This window comes from Pantoea sp. S61 (assembly GCF_016625145.1).
Taxonomy (GTDB): domain Bacteria; phylum Pseudomonadota; class Gammaproteobacteria; order Enterobacterales; family Enterobacteriaceae; genus Pantoea; species Pantoea rwandensis_B.
In genome coordinates this window covers 90095-110076 of record NZ_JACVUO010000011.1, presented here as the reverse complement: position 1 = coordinate 110076, position 19982 = coordinate 90095, and the positions used below count along the sequence as shown (strand labels likewise).

The 19982-nt window shown below is 52.5% G+C and carries 18 protein-coding genes; 6 read left to right on the top strand and 12 right to left on the bottom strand.

Annotation, left to right across the window (positions count from 1 at the left end; all coding sequences use genetic code 11):
- Positions 1-66: 66 nt before the first annotated feature.
- Positions 67-729, bottom strand: coding sequence for a glutathione S-transferase family protein (locus tag IAE30_RS19445; RefSeq protein WP_038643611.1), 663 nt, complete (start codon positions 727-729; stop codon positions 67-69).
- Positions 730-773: 44 nt separating this feature from the next.
- The gene (gene soxR / locus IAE30_RS19440) at positions 774-1250 is read right to left on the bottom strand and encodes a redox-sensitive transcriptional activator SoxR (protein WP_038643612.1); all 477 of its coding nucleotides are present in this window, start codon (positions 1248-1250) and stop codon (positions 774-776) included.
- Between the two features lie 97 nt (positions 1251-1347).
- Between soxR and soxS the strand changes: the two genes are divergently transcribed.
- Both soxS and IAE30_RS19430 read left to right on the top strand, forming a co-directional pair.
- Positions 1348-1776 carry a superoxide response transcriptional regulator SoxS gene (soxS, locus tag IAE30_RS19435; protein WP_034826899.1) on the top strand — a complete coding sequence of 143 codons (429 nt, stop codon included), beginning with the start codon at positions 1348-1350 and terminating at the stop codon, positions 1774-1776.
- A gap of 252 nt (positions 1777-2028) precedes the next feature.
- Positions 2029-2310 carry a YjcB family protein gene (locus IAE30_RS19430; RefSeq protein WP_034826901.1) on the top strand — a complete coding sequence of 94 codons (282 nt, stop codon included), beginning with the start codon at positions 2029-2031 and terminating at the stop codon, positions 2308-2310.
- Between the two features lie 55 nt (positions 2311-2365).
- Here IAE30_RS19430 and IAE30_RS19425 read toward each other — a convergent pair whose 3' ends face one another.
- Positions 2366-3316, bottom strand: a complete 951-nt coding sequence (locus IAE30_RS19425; protein WP_200538017.1) for an ATP-grasp fold amidoligase family protein — start codon at positions 3314-3316, stop codon at positions 2366-2368.
- An 8-nt stretch (positions 3317-3324) separates the two neighbouring features.
- The gene (locus tag IAE30_RS19420) at positions 3325-4581 is read right to left on the bottom strand and encodes a polysaccharide biosynthesis C-terminal domain-containing protein (protein WP_045815798.1); all 1257 of its coding nucleotides are present in this window, start codon (positions 4579-4581) and stop codon (positions 3325-3327) included.
- Positions 4582-5108: 527 nt separating this feature from the next.
- On the opposite strand from IAE30_RS19420, the gene IAE30_RS19415 reads away from it, so the two are divergent.
- The gene (locus IAE30_RS19415; protein ID WP_038643615.1) at positions 5109-5504 is read left to right on the top strand and encodes a transposase; all 396 of its coding nucleotides are present in this window, start codon (positions 5109-5111) and stop codon (positions 5502-5504) included.
- Positions 5505-6406: 902 nt separating this feature from the next.
- On the opposite strand, the gene IAE30_RS19410 is transcribed toward IAE30_RS19415, so the two are convergent.
- Together IAE30_RS19410 and IAE30_RS19405 are read right to left on the bottom strand one after the other, a co-directional pair.
- Positions 6407-7360 carry a DMT family transporter gene (locus tag IAE30_RS19410; RefSeq protein WP_200680750.1) on the bottom strand — a complete coding sequence of 318 codons (954 nt, stop codon included), beginning with the start codon at positions 7358-7360 and terminating at the stop codon, positions 6407-6409.
- A gap of 72 nt (positions 7361-7432) precedes the next feature.
- A complete protein-coding gene (locus IAE30_RS19405) occupies positions 7433-8263 on the bottom strand; it encodes an AraC family transcriptional regulator (protein ID WP_200680749.1) in 831 nt (276 codons plus the stop codon).
- Positions 8264-8387: 124 nt separating this feature from the next.
- On the opposite strand from IAE30_RS19405, the gene IAE30_RS19400 reads away from it, so the two are divergent.
- On the top strand, positions 8388-8915 hold the full coding sequence (locus IAE30_RS19400) for an isochorismatase family protein (protein WP_045832377.1): 528 nt from the start codon (positions 8388-8390) through the stop codon (positions 8913-8915).
- Positions 8916-8969: 54 nt separating this feature from the next.
- Here the strand turns inward: IAE30_RS19400 and IAE30_RS19395 are convergent, their stop codons facing one another.
- The 3 genes from IAE30_RS19395 to ssb1 all read right to left on the bottom strand — a co-directional run bounded on the left by IAE30_RS19395 (position 8970) and on the right by ssb1 (position 12961).
- On the bottom strand, positions 8970-10199 hold the full coding sequence (locus IAE30_RS19395; RefSeq protein ID WP_200680748.1) for a DNA-processing protein DprA: 1230 nt from the start codon (positions 10197-10199) through the stop codon (positions 8970-8972).
- A complete protein-coding gene (locus tag IAE30_RS19390; RefSeq protein WP_200680747.1) occupies positions 10196-12295 on the bottom strand; it encodes a RecQ family ATP-dependent DNA helicase in 2100 nt (699 codons plus the stop codon). Before IAE30_RS19390 ends, IAE30_RS19395 begins: the two co-directional genes overlap by 4 nt.
- A gap of 114 nt (positions 12296-12409) precedes the next feature.
- Entirely contained in the window at positions 12410-12961 is a 552-nt protein-coding gene (gene ssb1, locus IAE30_RS19385) for a single-stranded DNA-binding protein SSB1 (RefSeq protein ID WP_034826920.1), read from the bottom strand.
- Positions 12962-13183: 222 nt separating this feature from the next.
- Here ssb1 and uvrA point away from each other — a divergent pair, with 222 nt between their 5' ends.
- Both uvrA and IAE30_RS19375 read left to right on the top strand, forming a co-directional pair.
- Positions 13184-16015: an excinuclease ABC subunit UvrA gene (gene uvrA / locus IAE30_RS19380; protein ID WP_045815793.1), complete on the top strand. Its 2832-nt coding sequence runs from the start codon at positions 13184-13186 to the stop codon at positions 16013-16015.
- 290 nt (positions 16016-16305) lie between these two features.
- The gene (locus tag IAE30_RS19375) at positions 16306-17370 is read left to right on the top strand and encodes an NAD(P)-dependent alcohol dehydrogenase (protein WP_038643626.1); all 1065 of its coding nucleotides are present in this window, start codon (positions 16306-16308) and stop codon (positions 17368-17370) included.
- On the opposite strand, the gene IAE30_RS19370 is transcribed toward IAE30_RS19375, so the two are convergent.
- The 3 genes from IAE30_RS19370 to IAE30_RS19360 form a co-directional block, all read right to left on the bottom strand.
- Positions 17371-17727: an MmcQ/YjbR family DNA-binding protein gene (locus IAE30_RS19370; RefSeq protein WP_200680746.1), complete on the bottom strand. Its 357-nt coding sequence runs from the start codon at positions 17725-17727 to the stop codon at positions 17371-17373.
- Positions 17728-17915: 188 nt separating this feature from the next.
- Positions 17916-19109 (bottom strand): amino acid aminotransferase, encoded by a 1194-nt coding sequence (locus tag IAE30_RS19365; protein WP_155288004.1) that lies wholly within the window; start codon positions 19107-19109, stop codon positions 17916-17918.
- 48 nt (positions 19110-19157) lie between these two features.
- Positions 19158-19772 (bottom strand): YitT family protein, encoded by a 615-nt coding sequence (locus tag IAE30_RS19360; protein WP_038643629.1) that lies wholly within the window; start codon positions 19770-19772, stop codon positions 19158-19160.
- Between the last annotated feature and the right edge of the window lie 210 nt (positions 19773-19982).

The window sequence follows — 19982 nt, the reverse complement described above, 5'->3', positions numbered from 1 at the left end:
GCGATCGGGCGGGCCTTTGTTGGGCATGGCACCCAACCCACAGCGATCCGCGCTAACCTTAGTGCATTAATTGAACGTGATTGCCCCGCCCTGCTCAATCGCACGTTGCCACGCAGCACGCTGCTGCATCGCTTCCAGCCAACGCGCGGTGGCGGGCATCTCTTGCAACGATCCCCGCATCTGCAGCGCCAGCAGCGGGAAACTCATCTGCACATCGGCGAGGCTAAACCGAGAACCGGCGAAATAACGATGCTGACTAAGATGCTGCTCAATCACACCACCGTGCAGCTTCAGCTGCTTATTGAGCCACGCCTTCTGAATCCCTTTGCTCAACGCCATGCCTGCCGGACGTAAAATCCATGGCACCGGCTTTTTCCCGAGTTGCCCAAACACCAGCTTCATCACCAGCAACGGCATCAGCGACCCTTCCGCGTAATGCAGCCAGTAACGCGCCTGAATCTGCTCATCCTCATCCGTGATAGCAAACAAGTGCTCGCGGTCATATTTTTGCAGCAGATATTCCAGAATCGCCCCTGACTCGGCGATCACGCGATTGCCATCGGTCATCACCGGCGACTTCCCCAGCGGATGAATTTTCTTTAATGACTCTGGCGCCAGCAGCGTGTCCTCGCGCTGATAACGCTTAATTTGATACGGCACCGACAGCTCTTCCAGCAGCCACAACACGCGATGCGAACGGGAATTTTCCAGATGGTGAACGGTAATCATGCGGTTTTCCTTGCCGGTCAAAGTCTCCCGGCAAGTATAGCGGATTAACCTTTGTGCTCGTCTTGCTCTGGATCGAGTAACACCGCCCCCGAACCTTGCTCTGCCAGACGGTCACCGGGATTGCGCAGTGGACAATCACGCATCGATAAGCAGCCACAGCCAATACACCCATCCAAATCGTTGCGCAGCCGCGTCAGGGTTTCGATACGCTTATCCAGCTCTTCACGCCAGTGCTGCGTCAGCGCATCCCACTCCTGCGTCGACATACGCTTGTTGGCCGGCACGTGCATCAAACTGTCGCTGACAGTCGCCAGCGGAATGCCGATGCGCTGCGCAATCTTGATAATCGCTACACGGCGCAGCACATCGCGGCTGTAACGCCGTTGATTGCCGCCATTGCGCGAACTAAAAATTAAACCTTTGGTTTCATAAAAGTGCAGCGCGGAAACGGCCACGCCGCTACGTTTCGCCACTTCACCCGGCGTTAACACCGGTTTTGGGTAATTGCGTTCTTTTTTCATTTAGGGCCTTTACCTCAAGTTAACTTGAGGAATTATACTCGCACCCCATCAAAACTTCGAATTTCAAACCCGATAAACCTTTCAGAAGGATGAGGCTATGATGCAACAGGAAATCATTCATTCACTGACACACTGGATCGATGAAAATCTGGATAAGGCCCTGTCGATCGACGAAGTGGCAGCAAAATCCGGCTACTCAAAATGGCACCTGCAGCGTATGTTCCGTACCGTGACGAAACAAACGCTGGGTGGCTATATTCGTGAGCGCCGCCTGACTCTGGCCGCTGAAGCGTTACGCCAGACCCAGCGTCCAGTGTTCGATATCGCGATGCAATACGGTTACGATTCACAGCAAACTTTTTCGCGCGTATTCCGCCGTCAGTTTTCTCAGACGCCGACCGCCTATCGTCACACCATGCGCCGTCAGGCGATGATTCAGCGTCCGCGCCTGCTGAGTTTCGATTGCAGTGAAAACATGAACAGCTTTGCCCAGCGCACAACCGGCGAGTGCTGCCCGGTTCAGTGACATTCTGCGCGCCCTTCACGGGCGCACCTTCCCGCTTTGCCTCTGCCATCTCCCCCGCTTCGATAAAAATCTTTCTACCATACCAGGTATAAATTTTGTTCAAACTTTCAAATCGAGTGATATAATGTGACCCAAGTCACAGATTTACCCCCGCGTAAGACGGCCAGAAGGGCCTCCCTGACCCTCCTTCTTTGCCGCCAGTGATGTCCAATCAATGTCAGGGATATTACTGATTTGAAGAGGTTTTTGCAGATGGCTACGTTAACCACCAGTTTAATCGTCATGCGTTGGGAGCTGCTCAGCGCCATCATGATGTTCTTTGCCAGCACCATGAAAATTAAACTGCGTCAGAACAGTCACCACGTGATGGCACTGATGTGCGGCGGTATTGGTGTAGGCATGTCATGCTGGTTTGTCACCGGCCTGCTCGGCATTACCCTGAGCATGGAAAATCTGCACAATTTCATGGAAATCTCCAAAAACGCCTTCGTTGAAGTGATGAGTCAGACGCCTGCTGATTGGCCGATGCCTTAATCGCAGCCAATAAAAAACCCCGCTTAGCGGGGTTTTTTATTTTGCTGTGTGATACTCAAATTTTCTTCAATACGGCTGGAATAGCGACTTCCGGCACCGTCACACCCGGTATCTGCGTACCGCGGCGGTCTTGAATCCACATATCACCCATCATCTGGTTTAATCCACGGTCCAACCCGGTCACCAACCCGGCACCTGGCGTAAACGTCAGCTCGCCAAAATAAATCCGATCACCATCGATGTACCAGTCCACACGCACATAATCAAAATCACTCGCCAGCGTTTTGCTCAGCGCTAATGCGTGCTGTAACTGCGCCATAATCGGAGACACATCCAGCCCGGTATCGCGGATTTTGTGGTAAGCCTCATTGAGGTTGTTCACATAAAAATTCATCGACAGTAACGGGTTACATCGGTTGTAAATCACCTGCAGCACATATTCAAAGCTGCCATTACGCTTGTTGAACATGTGAAACTTGTAATCAATCGGCGCGGTTTTGCCATCACCAATGTACTGCTCCACCAGGATACGCGGCTTGATGTAGCGATAGTGAATCTCACGCGCTTCATTGGCAAAGTCGGTCTTCAACCAGCGATGGCAGTCACTGATAATTTTCTGCTTCTTCAGCGCATCCGGCTCTTCCAGCAGGATTTCCACCATATTGGAGCCGTGATTGGGCTTAATCACCGTGTTCTTCCAGCTCGGCAACGTATGCAGCGAGTGCGGGTCGCTGGTCTCATACACCAGTGGGATCAGGTATTCGCTGCCCACTTTCTCGGCGATGTATTCGCGCACCGAATACTTATCCGACAGGCGGCCATAGATTTGGTAATCGCCAAAAACGAATTTCCGATACAGCACCTTCTCATTAAACACTTTCGGTTGACGCAAATTAGGCAGTTTGCGGAATTTATGAAAGTAATAGATGCGGTCCTGGTAAGCCCAGGGCATCTTCTTGATGAAGTACTGGACACTTCTTCTGAGTTCATCTTTCAACTTGAGCATATCGGACCTCATTTGTAGGTTTTGTAGTTGAGTGAGGAAACTTGAATCTTCTGAATGACGCCGTTATTGAAGAAGTAATTCATTACGGTGAGGGACAGAAGTTCAGAGATGAAGACGCTCCAGGCGGCACCCATGATGCCGTAGCCCTGGATCAGCCACCACGACAGCGGCAGACTGATCACCATCAGGCAGATAATCTTCTTCAGCAGATAGTTAAATCCGCCCTCTTTCACCATGTAGCGATACGCTACGGTCCCCATTGCCGAAAAGCAGGTCGCTAACGACAGTAACGTAATGAGACTCCCTGACTGTGTGTACTCGTGACCATACAAAGCGATGATGATTTGCTCGCCATACAGCGCGATCACCGCTAACAACAACAATGAAACACCCATGACATAGCCGTTCAGCCGCGCAGTGAGCTTGATGGCGGCTGCTCCGCGCTCCCGGAAGATCTCCGAAAAGCAGGAAGTGATGATGGCAACCGGAATGAATATCCAGGACGCCGAAATGGTATTGGCGGCAGCAAACAGACCGAGATCGCGAGCGGAGGCAATACCCGCCAGAAACATCTGAGCGGCCTTAACCTGCACGGAAATGAAGATGCTGGAAATTGCCAACGGTAAACCGGCGTACAGCAGATAACGCAGGTAGGTATTGCGCTTCTCCTGCGGTGGCGCCATGTCCTGATTTTCGCGGTAAAAGTTAGACCGTTTAATGACGTACGGCACCAGCGTGACCAGCACAATCGACAGCGTCAGCCACAAGGGATTGAGATGCAGCCAGGCAATGGTGAAACTCAGGGTAAAGCCCAATAGCAGACCCACCGAGTTAGCCACCGTGTTAAGTCGGGAAGCCAGACGCGCGTTGTTATAGACGCTGAACGTATCCTGCGTCACAAATACGGAGGAGATAAATGAGGCCAGGGCAAATGCGAGGAAATTTTCCTGCATGTTGTACCACACCCAAATCAACACCGGGATGGAGGTCAACAGCAATAAGACCAACCGCAAGGTGCGCGCCACCGCCATCAACCGCAGGCCTTTCGGCGCGCTCTTGCTGATGCGTTTGAACAGGATGGTTTCGGTACCGAAAATCGCTACGGTCTGCACCATCGAAAACAACGAGGTTGAAAACGCCATCTGACCGAAGATGGTCGGACCAAATGACTTAGCCACGTAGGAGGTCACAAATATGACGCCGAACACCGAGACGATCTTCTCAGACATCATCCAGGCGGCATTAGACATTACGCTCAATTTCATCGACTGATCCTTAGTATTACTTACAGCAACTGCCTTTCGCTAAAACGTCCTTGAAATGAATTAACAAGCGCTCAGTGGGCCTGACTTAAATTAATAACTTCAAACCAAACTGGTCCGAAAAATGAGACTCCCGTCAGGATTCTTTGAATGAATTCAGGAAAATTCCGATTAAATCTGGTGCGAAACTCTGCGGATGTAAACGATTTCAGCCTAAATTCGAAGCAAAGGTTTACTGGCACACCCTGTGATTTTCATAAACAGGTTATGCCGTATTTCCAATGATTGTAGTATTTTTCTGCATTTGGGATGAAATGAATCTATATCAAAAACCCAAAGCCAGGAAGGCGTTCAATGGCATTCAGAATAAAATAAGATTTATCCCATGATGATATTTATTCCAAATAACTTAATTTAGACCTCGCAATTCTAATCGCGCACTTTAATACTGCATTAATACTCTTTTTGCAGTACCAGATATTAATACAGTAATTCTCATCCATTAATTGATAAGAAAGGTAAGAGCATTTATGAGAAAGTCACGATATAGCGAAGAGCAAATCACAAATGCCATTAAAGCTTCTGAAACGGGAGTGAAAGTCAGGGAGATTTGTGAAGAGCTTGGCATTTCCGAGGCCACCTTCTATAGCTGGAAGAAAAAGTTTTCTGGGCTTTCTTCAGAAGAAGGTAGAAAAATCAAAGAGTTGGAGGATAAACTACAAAACCTTACCCGTGAACTGCAGTCACTGAGTTCCGACAAAGAGATGCTGCAAAGCGTGCTGAAAAACTTCTTCACTACAAATGAGAAGCGGCAAGCTGTTAACTTCCTGCAAACCACCTTCGACATTGGAACGCGTCGCAGCTGCCGCTTGCTGGATATTAGCCGCAGTGTTTACCACTATCCTTCAGGCTCCGATAATCGCTAACACCATTAAGACCGTTGTTATTTGACTTAATGCTGAGATTTGTTCTTACCAGAAGAGATGAAGATCATTTAATTCGGCGTTCGTAACATAACAATTCGCACCATTTTTTCCTGATGAATATCATCGCGGATTTGCTTCCTTTTTTGCGGTAAAATTGATTCACATCAGCAAAAGTCTCGCTATTCAAGCCTTTCATACGCAGCCCAATCTCATTACGGTGAGATTGGCGCTTCGTTTTATTACTTAATTGATATTAATGATCAGGACTGAATACAGATAAATCTGTTAAGCAATCATGAACAACGACATGTAATCGCTCGCACAGTGACTCTTATTTTTATTGGACCTATCACTTTAGGTGACGATCACGGATTGCCATCTGGCCATGGCGATACGTTGATCACTGCACCAGGATTACTCCTGATTAGAAACGTTATCACGCCTAAACAATAACAGTAAAAAATGGCGACTTATGGGAAATATCGCCAGGTAATTCATCGCTGTGTTTAATCATTTTTTTATGCAGATTCAGCGGATGTTTCTCAACACCGGAGCAGCATCTTGAGAAAATCGTGGCTTGAAGCGGTGATTTTCAGTGCCAAATCGCAATAAAAATGCAGATAGAACACCTTTTTAACCCTCCCACCGCCGGTTTTTTTACCCTTCCCGGCGGGTTATCAACCCCTTTCCACCCGCTTGAGTGACCGGAGTCCCCCCAAAATGCAACATGGGTTATGACAAAGTGGGGTAAAAACAGGCAAGGATAAGCGAGGGAAAGTTATATCGCGGTGGTGTCTGAAGATAAAAATGGCGAAGAGGAGCGCAAGAGAGAGGCGGCAAATTCCTAAAAAAACTGAAGAAAGGGCTGCTGAGCCCTTCTACTCAGCAGCCAGAAATTCATGTTAAAGCGCGCTGACTTCCGGCTGCGGTTTAATACGCATGGCGTAGATCACGCCGACGATGAGAAAGCCAATCCCGATCCCAGTGAGCAGCGGCGGCCAGCTCTGTCGCCAGAGGAAGGTCCACAGCAGACCAGCCAGCGTTTCGAATACAATCAGCGGCCCCATGATGACCGTTGGCACACGCTGACTAGCCGCATTCCAGCATAGCGTGCCTAACCATGAACATATCAGCCCAATCGCCAGCATGATGAGGAGAAAACGCGTGGGCTGCGGGCCAAATGGCAGAGCGAACTCAGGCTGCTGCCAGTAAAGCTGACCGCAGACTAATAAATAGAACACCAACGCCAGCGGTAAGGTCACCAACCCTTGTGCCGTTGCCCAGCTACCGGCTTTATGCTGGGGATGCGCGCGCAGCCAGATGCCATTACGCAGCGGATACCAGGTCCAGCAGGCGACCGCTAAAATCGCCAGTAATAGCCCTGTCAGGTAGCGCGACCAGTCAAAATCCGGCCCCTGCATCTGCATCTCCGCAGCATTCACGCAGCCCAGGCCAGCAGCAATAATCAGTAGCGCCGGAAAGAGTTTACGCCAGGAAAGTCGCCCTTCAAGATGGCCGTAGCAGAGGTTGGCCGTCACGGTGATGACCACCGGCAAGGTGCCAATGATCATGGTCGAGATCGGCGCACCGGTGCGCTGTATAGCACTGGCAAGGCAGGCGTAATAGAGCAGATTACCGACCAGCGACAATTTCAGCGCTTCCAGCCAATCTTTACGTGCCAGCTGTTTCAGACGGCGGCGATCCAGCCATGCCAGCGGTAATACCACCAGCCCAAAAGCCACGTAGCGTCCGGCCGATTGTAAGGTACCCGGATAGTCAGGTATCAGCAGTGGCCCCACAAAAATGAGCCCCCACATCAATCCTGCGGCAAGTGCAAACACGATTCCTGCAAACATTCTCTTTTCCTTTATCACTTTTCCGTCGCAGTGTGGCGTAACCGGATAATAAAGGCTTGTAGCAGATTGCGGTTAACGTGAGGGGAAAACTTGCTTTTGATAACGCCCAGGGGTGATGCCATAGCGATGGGCAAAAGTGCGCGTGAGGTGCGCCTGATCGGTCAATCCAACGGCGGCCGCCACCGAAGCCGCGCTTTCCCCCATCCCCAAACGTTGCTTGGCATCGAACAGACGAAAGGCCATCAGCATCTGATGTGGCGTGACATGAAAGTGGTGTTTAAAACTGCGGAGAAAATGCCACGGCGACAACGACGCCAGGGCAGCCAGCTCATCAAGACGAATCGGCTCCGCCAGGTTTTCACGCAGATAGGTTTTTACCGCATCAAAGCGATGGGCACCCTCTTCGGGTCGCGATTTTCCCTGATGAGCCAGCGGACGTAATAGCTCCAGCAGTTCCAGCAACAGACTCTCGCGTTCCAGCGCGCTAGTGGCCTGCCACATCTGCGCCAGCCGCTGGGAAAACGGCTGTGCCAGACGGGCGTCTGTACGCAGCGCTTCACTAAACCACCAGTGACGATCGCCGGTAAGCCGCTCCATCTCCTGCGGATCAATATAGATCATGCGATAACGCCAGCCCTCATCACAGGCCGATTCCCCGGTGTGCAATTCATCAGGGTTCATCATCACCAGTGAATGCTGCGGTGCCGTATAGTGCGTGCCGCGGTAGCGAAAACGCTGTGCACCCGATTCAATGGTGCCGATACCGAAAGCTTCATGGGTATGCGGCTCAAAGGCGTAACGCGAGATGTGCGCCTGATACAGCTCGATACCCGGCAGTTCAGCAAAATGCTGGAACTGCGCTTGATCGCACTTATCAGGAAAGATTTCCGGAACCACCTTCACATCACACCTCCTAAAAACAGGCTAATTAGCATGCGCGGCGGCGAGCTGAAATGCAAAACAGATTTGCTTTACCTGCATGCGTAACAATCGCAATACTGTCATCCACTATATAAAGGAGGCGATGATGGCTAATCGGGTGGTAGTGGTAGTGGATATGCAAAATGGCGTGCTGGCTTCACCACGTTTTGATCGTGACGGACGTTGTCAGCGCATCAATCAACTGACGGCAGCGGCCGATCAGGTGATTTTTATCCAGCACGTTGAGCCAGGCCTCGAAGTGAACAGCGAAGGCTGGCAGATCGTGCCGGAATTGGATCAGCCAGCCAACGCGATCTACGTTAACAAGACCGCTTGCGACAGTTTCTGGCAAACCGACCTGGCGGCTCAGCTTGATCAACATGGCATTGAGAGCTTTGTAATTTGCGGTTGTGCGACCGATTACTGTGTCGATACTACCATCAAGGTGGGTGCCAGCCTGGGCTATCGCATCACTGTTGCCGCCGATGCGCATACCACGGCCGATCGGACTTACGTTTCCGCACAGCAGCAGATCAATCAGCATAATGAAGTCTGGGCGGATTTGATTATGCCGGGCAACCCGGTGTTAGTGCGTGATACTGAGGTGCTTTTGCGGGAGTGGCGGCCGCATTAGAAGCGATGAAGCCGGACGGATTTGTCCGGCTTCATGATGGAAGACGCACAGCAGCTACATTTTCCGCTTCCATTGATAACAGTTTGTTCCTGTCGGCTGTTCAATCACTCCCTCATGCACCGCGCGCTGCAACCATTCAGTCAGCTGAATCTGATGCAGGCCCGTCCGCGAGCCCAGATCCTCGATCGTAACGGGATGGGCGGCCAGTGCCGGCAATTGCGCCTGAAAAATTTGATAAAAATCGGATGGATGCCAGATTCCTTCTGGTTCCTGAGCCACATTAACCACAGCGGTCATGTCGGGCATCTTGTACCCTGCGCGGCTCAATAAATCCTCCTGCTGATGGGGCTGATGACAGGGAGGCGACATCCATTGCGCAACATCAATGTCATCGGGGTGAGCAGCGCACCATTGCCCCCCCTGTTTAACCAGTTCAGCGTTGCTGGCCTGTACATCGTCGGTAGGCTTAACCCACAACGGCACCCACTTCTTGCGCAGATTCTCTTCTGCACCGACCAGCGTCCCGCCCTTGTGACCCGCGTGCACCACCAGCGCACTCCTCGCCAGGCAATAAACGTATCGATTGCGCGCCATTGCATTACCCACAGTAAAGCCCGCTTCAGGATAGAACGGTGAAAGCAGCAGTAATTTACCCGCCATTAACCCCTTTCGCCATTTGGCGCTGGTCGCAGCGGTCAGCAGACTATCACTGAGGACACCCACGACGGTTCCGTTGTGTTGCAATGCGCCCAGCATAGCGGCTTCATCGATGCCTCGTGCGCCACCTGAAATCAGATTTACCCCCGCAGAGGCCACTTTTCCCGCAACCTGACGACTGAACGCTAAATCCAGCTCGCTGGCATTCCTCGATCCTACCACCGCAAGACCGGGTTGATTTAACAGAGCGATATCACCACAGCCGAACAGGACCGCTGGCGCGTTGGTGCGCAATTGTTGCTTAAGCAGCCTTGGGTAATCAGCATCAGAACGCGTTAGCACCCAAAGCCCCGCGCGCTGCCAACGTTCAATCGCTAACGCCAGGCTGTGCCCACGACTGAGTAGCGTTTCAATTCGCTCGCGTGTGATATGGGGTTCTACCCAGGTGGCTAACATGACATCAGCACCAGAGCTGAGCAGATCAGCGGGTGAAGCGGATTGCTGTTTTAACCACAGGGCAAATCGTCCCCATTCCGCATTACTTAGCGGCTTCACCTCATCCTCGCTCTGGCGCGAGAAGTCACTGGTTAACAAAAGTGTTGCTTGTGCAACAGGAGATAAATTCATGACTCTTTCACCGTTGAGGTTGCCAGCGCCAGTGGGTAGACAATGCCGCTACCCGCCTGCTGAAGCAGAGCGGCAGCCACTGCCATTGTCCAACCTGAATCGACAATATCGTCTACCAGTAACACAGCCGTGGCAGGCAGATTAGCGCAGGTGGAAAACGCGCCATCCAGATTACGACATTGATGGAAGCGATTATTCTGCAGACGTTGTCGAGGGTTATCTTTCACTTTCTGAAGTGCATCTATAAAGGGTAAGTCGAGTCGCAGTGCCAATCGGCGGGCAAAATCCGCCACCAGTTGAGGTTGGCGCAACGACGGTACGCAACAAACCCACTTTGGCGCAGGCACTGGCTGCCAGCGCTGTTCAATCAATTCAGCCAGAGCAGAAACAAGTTCATCGCTGAAATGGCCTGCGGCTTTCTCGGCGACTACGCGAGATCCCCACCCGGCATCTCCCCAGCGCGAAAGCACCCGACCTTCCTGCGCACGCAGGGTAGCCGGTAAATTGCCGCGAAAACCGTATTCTTCAAATGCCTGAGCAGCCACCTGAATTTTGGGCGAAAGCACCGTTTCGGCGCGCTGTAGAAAAGTCGAAGCCTGATGAGCCAACATTGCATCCACCTTCGGGTCAATCAAGGGCCGGCCGAGGCAATATGCACATTTGCCACAGGATATCGGGTCGGCATCATCCAGCGATAATCGCAGAAACGTCATCAGGCAGCCGCGCTGTGAGATATAAGCCTGTACTTCCTGCCACTCTTGTTCGCGCTGCTGCGTAAGATGCACGATACGTTTGCGATCCAACTGATAGAAAACCGGCGTTCTCCGCCACTGGCTTTTTACTTTAATCACCGGGGCAGGATTTTCAACGCTCAGTAATTTCAGTACTTTTTCAATTTGCCCCTGACGCAGATTGGTTTGCTGCTCGATATCGCGAATCGACAAACCATCGCTCTCCTCCAGCACCTGCAAAATATCATGCACCTGTGCTTCTGCCGGAAAAGCTGACTGCCGGAAGAACTGATGAATATCACGATCTTCCCCCCCAGACATTAGCACGCCAACCGCATGATCGATGCCACGACCCGCGCGTCCTACCTGTTGGTAGTAAGCGACAATCGAAGCAGGCGCCTGATAGTGCAGCACAAAACTCAAATCAGGTTTGTCATATCCCATTCCCAGTGCGGTGGTCGCCACCAGGACTTTCAATTGGTTAGTCAGCAGCAAGTTCTCAAGATGTTGGCGATAGTCATTGCTGCTGTCGAAACCCGCGTCCTCAACGCTGCCATGATAGGCGCGCGCATCAATGTGCTGCGTGCGTAACCAGGCCGCTACCTGTTCGGCATCACGAACGGTAAGCGTGTAGACGATCCCGGTTCCCTCAAGAGTCGGAATGACTTGCGCCAGCCAGGCAAGACGTGACGCCTGATTCGGTAGAATGAGTGTTTGAAGCGCCAGACTCTTACGGATCAGCTCACCGCGTTGAATCACAATATCGCCCATCTGTTGCTGTATATCTGCAACAACACGATTATTGGCAGTAGCGGTGGTGCCAAGCACCGGCGTGTTTGCGGGTAATTGCCTTAGAATGCTGACGATACGGCGATAATCGGGACGGAAATCGTGCCCCCAATCGGAGATACAGTGCGCTTCGTCAATCACCATGAGCGCGATGCGGTTAGCAATCGGCTGCAGTACGGTTTCGATAAATTGATCATTCGCGAGACGTTCTGGAGAGATGAGTAAACAATCAACCTGATTATCCAGCACGCGCTGTGTCACCGACTGCCAGTCACTGCTGTTCGAAGAATTGAGGGTTTCAGCCACAATGCCTAATCGACGGGCAGACTCAATTTGGTTACGCATCAGCGCCAGTAGCGGTGAAACGATAATGGTTGGGCCCATACCGCGATCGCGAAAAATTTTGGCGCTGATGAAATAGACGGAGCTTTTACCCCAACCAGTCCGCTGCACCACCAATAATTTCTGCTGTTTATTCACTAGTGCATCTATCGCTTCCCACTGCCCACGACGAAACTGGGCATGATCATTTGCCAGTGCGACTTTTAATAATGCTTCTGCCTGTTGCTGTTTCATTATCACTCCTTGATGGGAAATGCGTCCCTTCTTTTGATTGAGAAACCTGAGAGTCAGATACAAAAAAGCCCCGTAAAACGAGGCCTTAGCGTGTAATTATGCGTGCGCGTGGTCTTAGAACGGGATGTCGTCGTCAAAGTCCATTGGCGGTTCGTTGTTCGCCGGTGCGCTCTGCTGCTGCGGACGCTGTTGTGCGCCGCCGCTGAACTGGTTGCCGCCCTGAGGCTGCTGCTGAGGTTGCTGTGGCTGGCCCCAGCCGTTGTTATTGCCGCCGCCCTGGCCGCCCATCGGTGCGCCACCTGCGTTCGCGCCCTGCTGACGTCCACCGAGCATCTGCATGGTGCCGCCAACGTTAACAACCACTTCGGTGGTGTATTTTTCCTGGCCGCTTTGATCCTGCCATTTACGGGTACGCAGCTGGCCTTCGATGTAAACCTGAGAGCCTTTACGCAGGTATTCACCCGCCACTTCAGCCAGTTTGCCGAACAGCACAACACGGTGCCATTCAGTAATCTCTTTGTTTTCACCGGTTTGCTTGTCGCGCCAGCTTTCCGACGTGGCCAGCGTAATGTTGGCTACCGCGCCACCATTTGGCATGTAGCGCACTTCCGGATCCTGACCCAGATTCCCGACAAGAATCACTTTGTTTACGCCACGACTGGCCATGTTGCTGTCTCCCGATGAGTTGATGCTAAAAGTCTAAGCCAAAAATTGTATCACGTCACAATGACGGTGCCCACTTCAGAGCAGGCTCGCAATTTTTATTTGGCACACAGAATAGCAAAAGCACTGGATATTTATTCAGTTTATTTTTTGTGCCATACTAACGCGTTTCTGCTGGTCGTGCTGGCAAGGCATGGCGAGTGTTGTTCAATCCGGGAAAGGTGAATGGATAAGATCGAAGTCCGCGGTGCTCGCACCCATAATTTGAAGAATATCAACCTGATCATCCCTCGCGATAAGCTGATTGTGGTCACCGGTCTGTCGGGTTCCGGTAAGTCTTCACTGGCGTTTGATACGTTGTATGCCGAAGGTCAGCGTCGCTATGTTGAATCGCTCTCGGCCTATGCGCGCCAGTTTCTTTCATTAATGGAGAAACCGGACGTGGACCATATTGAAGGTCTCTCGCCCGCCATTTCTATTGAGCAGAAATCCACATCGCATAACCCGCGCTCGACGGTCGGCACGATTACTGAAATCCATGACTATCTGCGTCTGCTGTTTGCCCGTGTGGGTGAACCTCGCTGCCCGGATCACGATGTTCCGCTGGCGGCACAGACCGTGAGCCAGATGGTGGATCAGGTGATGGCGCAGGAAGAAGGCCGTCGTCTGATGCTGCTGGCACCCGTGGTGAAAGATCGCAAAGGCGAGCACACCAAAACACTGGAAAACCTTGCGGCTCAAGGCTACATCCGCGCCCGTATTGATGGCGAAGTCTGTGATCTGTCAGATCCACCCAAGCTGGAACTGCAGAAAAAGCACACCATTGAAGTCGTCGTGGACCGCTTCCGCGTGCGCGATGACCTGGCGACGCGCTTAGCAGAATCCTTTGAAACCACCCTGGCGCTGAGTGGTGGTACCGCCATCGTCGCCGATATGGATGACAGCGAGGCCGAGGAGCTGCTGTTCTCCGCCAACTTTGCCTGCCCGATTTGTGGCTACAGCATGAGTGAGCTGGAACCGCGCCTGTTCTCGTTCAACAACCCGGCCGGTGCCTGCCCAACCTGCGATGGTCTGGGCGTGCAGCAGTATTTCGATCCCGATCGCGTGGTGCAAAACCCTGAGCTATCACTGGCTGGCGGTGCGATTCGTGGTTGGGATCGTCGCAACTTCTATTACTTCCAGATGTTGCGTTCGCTGGCAGAGCATCTGGATTTCGATGTCGAAGCGCCGTTTAACAGCCTGAGCGACAAAGCGCGCGAAGTGATTCTGTACGGTTCCGGCAAAGAGAATATCGAATTCAAATACATCAACGATCGCGGTGACACTTCGGTGCGTCGCCATCCATTTGAAGGTGTGCTGCACAACATGGAACGCCGTTATAAAGAGACGGAATCCAATGCGGTGCGTGAAGAGCTGGCGAAATTCATCAGTAATCGCTCCTGCAACAGCTGCGAAGGGACACGCCTGCGCCGTGAAGCACGCCATGTATTTGTTGAGAATACCAACCTGCCGACCATCTCTGAGATGAGCATCGGCCATGCCACCGACTTTTTCCGCAATCTGAAACTGAGCGGACAGCGCGCGCAGATCGCCGAAAAAATCCTGAAAGAGATCGGCGATCGTCTGAGCTTCCTGGTTAACGTCGGGTTGAATTATCTGTCGATGTCGCGTTCCGCAGAAACGCTCTCTGGCGGAGAAGCGCAGCGTATTCGTCTGGCAAGCCAGATCGGTGCGGGTCTGGTGGGCGTGATGTATGTGCTTGATGAGCCCTCAATTGGCCTGCATCAGCGCGATAACGAACGTCTGCTGGGCACCTTGATCCACCTGCGCGACCTCGGCAACACCGTAATTGTGGTCGAGCACGATGAAGATGCGATTCGCGCCGCTGACCACGTGATTGATATTGGTCCTGGCGCAGGCGTGCACGGTGGCCAGGTCGTGGCTGAGGGTGATGTGAATGCCATTATGGCTAACGAAGCTTCGCTGACCGGGCAATACCTGAGCGGCAAACGCGAAATTGCCATTCCGCAACAGCGCGTGAAGGGCGACCCGGCGAAAGTGCTGAAACTCACCGGCGCACGCGGTAACAACCTGAAGGATGTCACGCTGACGATTCCGGTTGGCCTGTTCACCTGTATCACCGGCGTTTCGGGTTCCGGTAAGTCTACGTTAATCAACGACACGCTGTTCCCGATTGCACAGCGGCAGTTGAACGGGGCCACCACGACGGAGGTTGCTCCCTATCGCGAGATCGCGGGTCTGGAGCATTTCGATAAAGTCATCGATATCGACCAGAGCCCCATCGGCCGCACGCCGCGCTCGAACCCGGCCACTTACACCGGTATTTTCACCCCGGTGCGTGAATTGTTTGCCGGTGTACCTGAAGCACGTTCCCGTGGCTACAATCCAGGGCGCTTCAGCTTTAACGTGCGCGGCGGACGTTGCGAAGCCTGCCAGGGTGATGGCGTAATTAAAGTCGAAATGCACTTCCTGCCGGATGTGTATGTGCCTTGCGATCAATGCAAAGGCAAACGCTATAACCGTGAAACGCTGGAGATTAAATACAAAGGCAAAGGGATTCACGAAGTGCTGGATATGACCATCGAAGAAGCGCGTGAGTTCTTTGATGCCGTACCCGCGCTGGCGCGTAAACTGCAAACGCTGATCGACGTGGGCCTGTCTTATATTCGCCTCGGTCAGTCTGCAACCACGCTGTCAGGCGGTGAAGCGCAACGTGTAAAACTGGCGCGCGAGCTGTCGAAACGTGGCACCGGGCAAACACTCTATATCCTTGATGAGCCAACCACGGGTCTGCACTTTGCTGATATTCAGCAGTTGCTGGAAGTGCTGCATCAGTTGCGCGATCAGGGCAATACCATCGTGGTGATTGAGCATAACCTCGACGTGATCAAAACGGCTGACTGGATTGTCGATTTGGGTCCGGAAGGCGGCAGCGGCGGCGGCGAAATCCTGATTTCAGGCACGCCAGAAACCGTGGCAGAGTGTGAAAAATCCCACACTGCCCGTTTCCTCAAGCCGATGCTGAAGAAGAAGTAAAATTGAAGGCCCGCACTGCGGGCCTTCTCATTTCTTTCAGTGCGCAAGCGCGACTCACGCGAGTTTAACAGCTTAATATTGCAGCTATTCGAGCCTGTTATCTGGCTGTCAGATTCCGCAGCAAAATGCAGAAACAGGCAAGAATCAGACAACTTCAGGCATATACGCATCTCATCTCGCTGACTATCCTTACACAGTTCCTTTTTGGCGTAGCTCGTTACGCCTTTGTCCCTTCAGATCGCTGAACGGGATCCCGCAATACACTCACGACACACCCGATTGGAGACACCATGAATATTACGCATGCCTATGCCGCACAGGACGCGAAATCCAAGCTCGCCCCGTTCGACTATAAGCCGCGCGAGCTTCGCGCTCATGATGTGCAGATTGAAGTGTTGTACTGTGGCGTTTGCCACTCTGACCTACACCAGGCGCGCAACGAATGGAAAAACACTATTTTCCCAGTGGTGCCTGGCCATGAAATCGTTGGCCGCGTCACTGCCGTTGGCGCACACACCCACAAATACAAAGTGGGTGACCTGGTCGGTGTCGGTTGTTTAGTTGATTCCTGCCGTAGCTGTCCAAGCTGCCAGAGAGGATTGGAGCAATATTGCGAAAACGGCTTTGTGGGCACCTATAACGGTGAAGACCGTGAAACCGGCGCCATCACTTACGGCGGGTACTCCACGGCGATGGTAGTGGATGAGAACTATGTGTTGCGCGTGCCGGAAAATCTCGATCTGGCTGGTGTGGCACCACTGCTGTGTGCGGGTATCACCACCTATTCCCCACTGCGTCACTGGAACGTTGGCCCAGGTAAAAAAGTGGGCATCGTCGGTCTTGGCGGCCTCGGCCACATGGGTGTGAAAATCGCGCATGCGATGGGCGCACATGTTGTGCTGTTCACCACTTCACCGTCAAAAATTGAAGATGGTAAACGCTTAGGTGCTGATGAAGTCGTCATTTCGAAAGATGCCGATCAAATGGCGCAGCATGCCAACAGCTTTGATTTCATCTTGAATACCGTTGCGGCTCAACACGATCTCAACCCGTTCATCACCCTGTTGAAGCTGGATGGCAATATGACGTTGGTGGGCGCGCCAGAGCACGATCACCCGGCCCCACAGGTGTTTAACCTGATCTTCAAACGTCGCAGCATCGCCGGTTCACTGATCGGTGGCATTGCTGAGACCCAGGAAATGCTGGATTTCTGTGGCAAGCACGGTATCACTTCCGATATCGAACTGATCGCCATGAACCAGATTAACGAAGCCTATGAACGTATGCTGAAAAGCGACGTGAAATACCGCTTCGTGATTGATATCAACACCCTGCGAGAAGAGTCAGCGGCTTAATTAGCGCGAGTCCTCATCATGGCTGACGCCCGCCGCGCGCGTGGCGTCAGCCTGTTGCCAGGAAGCGTCCACCAGATAATAAATCTGCGAATCCTTTAGGGATCCATCCAGCCACAGCGTGCTCCAGTGCGACTTATTGAGATGCTCGCTCGGGAATACGTCACTGTGCTCTTCGCGCAATAAATCAGTCAGCGCAGGCGAGGTTTTCAACGATAGCGCCGGACGCCCTTTCACCTCATGCACCATGGCAAACAGTACGCCTTCGCTTTTTACCTGTGTGGCATCCCATTCATTTTTATAGCTCTGCTCCGCACCCGATTTGCTCATGCAGTAGGTGAGGAGATCCGAAATGTTCATGCGGTATTCTCCTTGGTAGAGGCCGATTTGAGGCCCGATGACGCCTGCCATCGGCTTCATTACAGACGTCATTACATCGTTTAAGTGTGCAGCAAGTCAGCCAAAGGTAAAGGCGGTGGCACCAGATAACGCACATAAAAAAACCGCCAGCCCGGAGGCATGGCGGTTTTCTCGTGCTGCGAAGTGCGTTACATCACGGCAGCAAAGGCCTCGGCCACCTGATTAACGTTGCGGCTGTTGAGGCCAGCCACACACATACGGCCGCTGGCGATCAGATATACGCCGAACTCATCACGCAGGCGATCAACCTGCTGCGCGCTTAAACCGGTGTAACTGAACATGCCGCGCTGCTTCAGCAGGTAATCGAAGTTTTTACCCGGCAGCTTGGTGCTCAATACGTTGACCAGCGTCTGGCGCATTTCGATGATGCGCAGGCGCATGGCTTCCACCTCGGCCAGCCAGTTGTTCAGCAGCGCCTCATCGTTCAGTACGCAAGAAACCACCTGCGCGCCAAAGTTTGGTGGGCTGGAGTAGTTGCGACGGACGGTCGCTTTCAGCTGACCCAACACGCGAGCAGACTCTTCTGCGCTCTCACACACGATGGAGAGGCCACCAACACGCTCGCCATACAACGAGAAGATTTTCGAAAATGAGTTGCTGACCAGAGCCGGCAAGCCCGCAGCAGCAATCGCGCGAATCGCATAAGCATCCTGCTCCATGCCCGCACCAAAGCCCTGATAAGCGATATCGAGGAACGGAATCAGTTCCTGCGCTTTCAATACTTCGGTGGTTTCATCCCACTGCGCGTTCGTCAGATCCGCGCCAGTTGGGTTGTGGCAGCATGGGTGCAACAGCACGATAGATTGCTTCGGCAGCGTTTTCAGCTTGGCAATAAACGCATCAAACTTCACGCCGTTGGTCTCTTCGTCGTACCACGGATAAGTCTGTGCGTCGAAACCAGCACCGTTGAAAATCGCGATGTGGTTCTCCCAGGTCGGATCGCTCACCCAGACATTTGAGTGCGGGAAGTAACGCTTGAGGAAATCCGCCCCGACTTTCAGTGCACCGGAGCCACCCAGCGTCTGGATGGAAGCAATGCGACCGGCCTTTAACATCGGGTGTTCTTTGCCAAACAGCAGCGGTGCAATCGCATTACGGTATGGGCCCAGGCCTTCCATCGGCAGGTAAAGCGACGCCTGATGCGGCTGCGCCTGCAGGCGTTCTTCTGCCGCAGCCACGGCTTGCAGCTGAGGAATGATACCCGCCTCGTTGTAATAGAGGCCAATGCTCAGATTCACTTTATTGTCACGTGGGTCCTGTTTGAAGGTTTCCATCAGCGACAGAATTGGATCGCCAGCATAAGCATCAACGTTTTGAAACACGGTGCAGATCTCCATGATTGGTCATAAATAGTCGGTAAAGAGGCGTCATCAAACCATGTAGCGGCCGGGACGATGATTCATAGCGATGATGAGATTAAGGATCACCGCGCCCGCGATAGAGGCCAAAAGTATCGGCAGCGACACCACGAACAGCGATGCGAGTACCACGCAGGTATCCACCGCCATTTGCAGTTTGCCGGCACGCAGACCGATACGGTCCTGCAGCCAGAGCGCCAAAATGTTGATACCGCCGAGGCTGGCTTTGTGACGAAACAACACTATAAACCCAATCCCCATCACCACGTTACCGAACAATGTCGCATAAAACGGATTTAGCGCAGAAAAATGGATGAACATCGGATGCAAGTGCGTGAACAGTGAAACCAGCCCCACTGCGCAGAACGTTTTAACCGTGAATTCCCAGCCCATGCGGCGCACTGCCAGCCAGTAAAACGGCAGGTTAATCAGGAAAAATGCGGTACCAAAAGAGAGGTGCGTCAGATAGCTGATTAAAAACGCGATACCTGCAGTGCTGCCAGTCAGCGCGCCCGCCTGTTTCAGCATCATCACGCCAAAGGAAACCATTAAGGTGCCGAGCACTATCGCCAGCGCATCTTCAATACGTGAATGAGGAATTTTAGTGGGTTGAACAACGTTATCCATGGAGTCATCTCAGTGCAATTGATGCGGTTCAAATGCAAAAAACGCACCACATAGGCGGCGTTAAGTCGCCACCTATGGGGTGCCAGCGATTATCCAATTGATATCTAAGGCGCTTTTATTGCAGGTTTTTGTGCATCACCCCAAACTTTAACCGTTGATTCATGCACAAATCTGTTTTCTGGTGCGCGTTATTTGCATTTACTGTGCGTT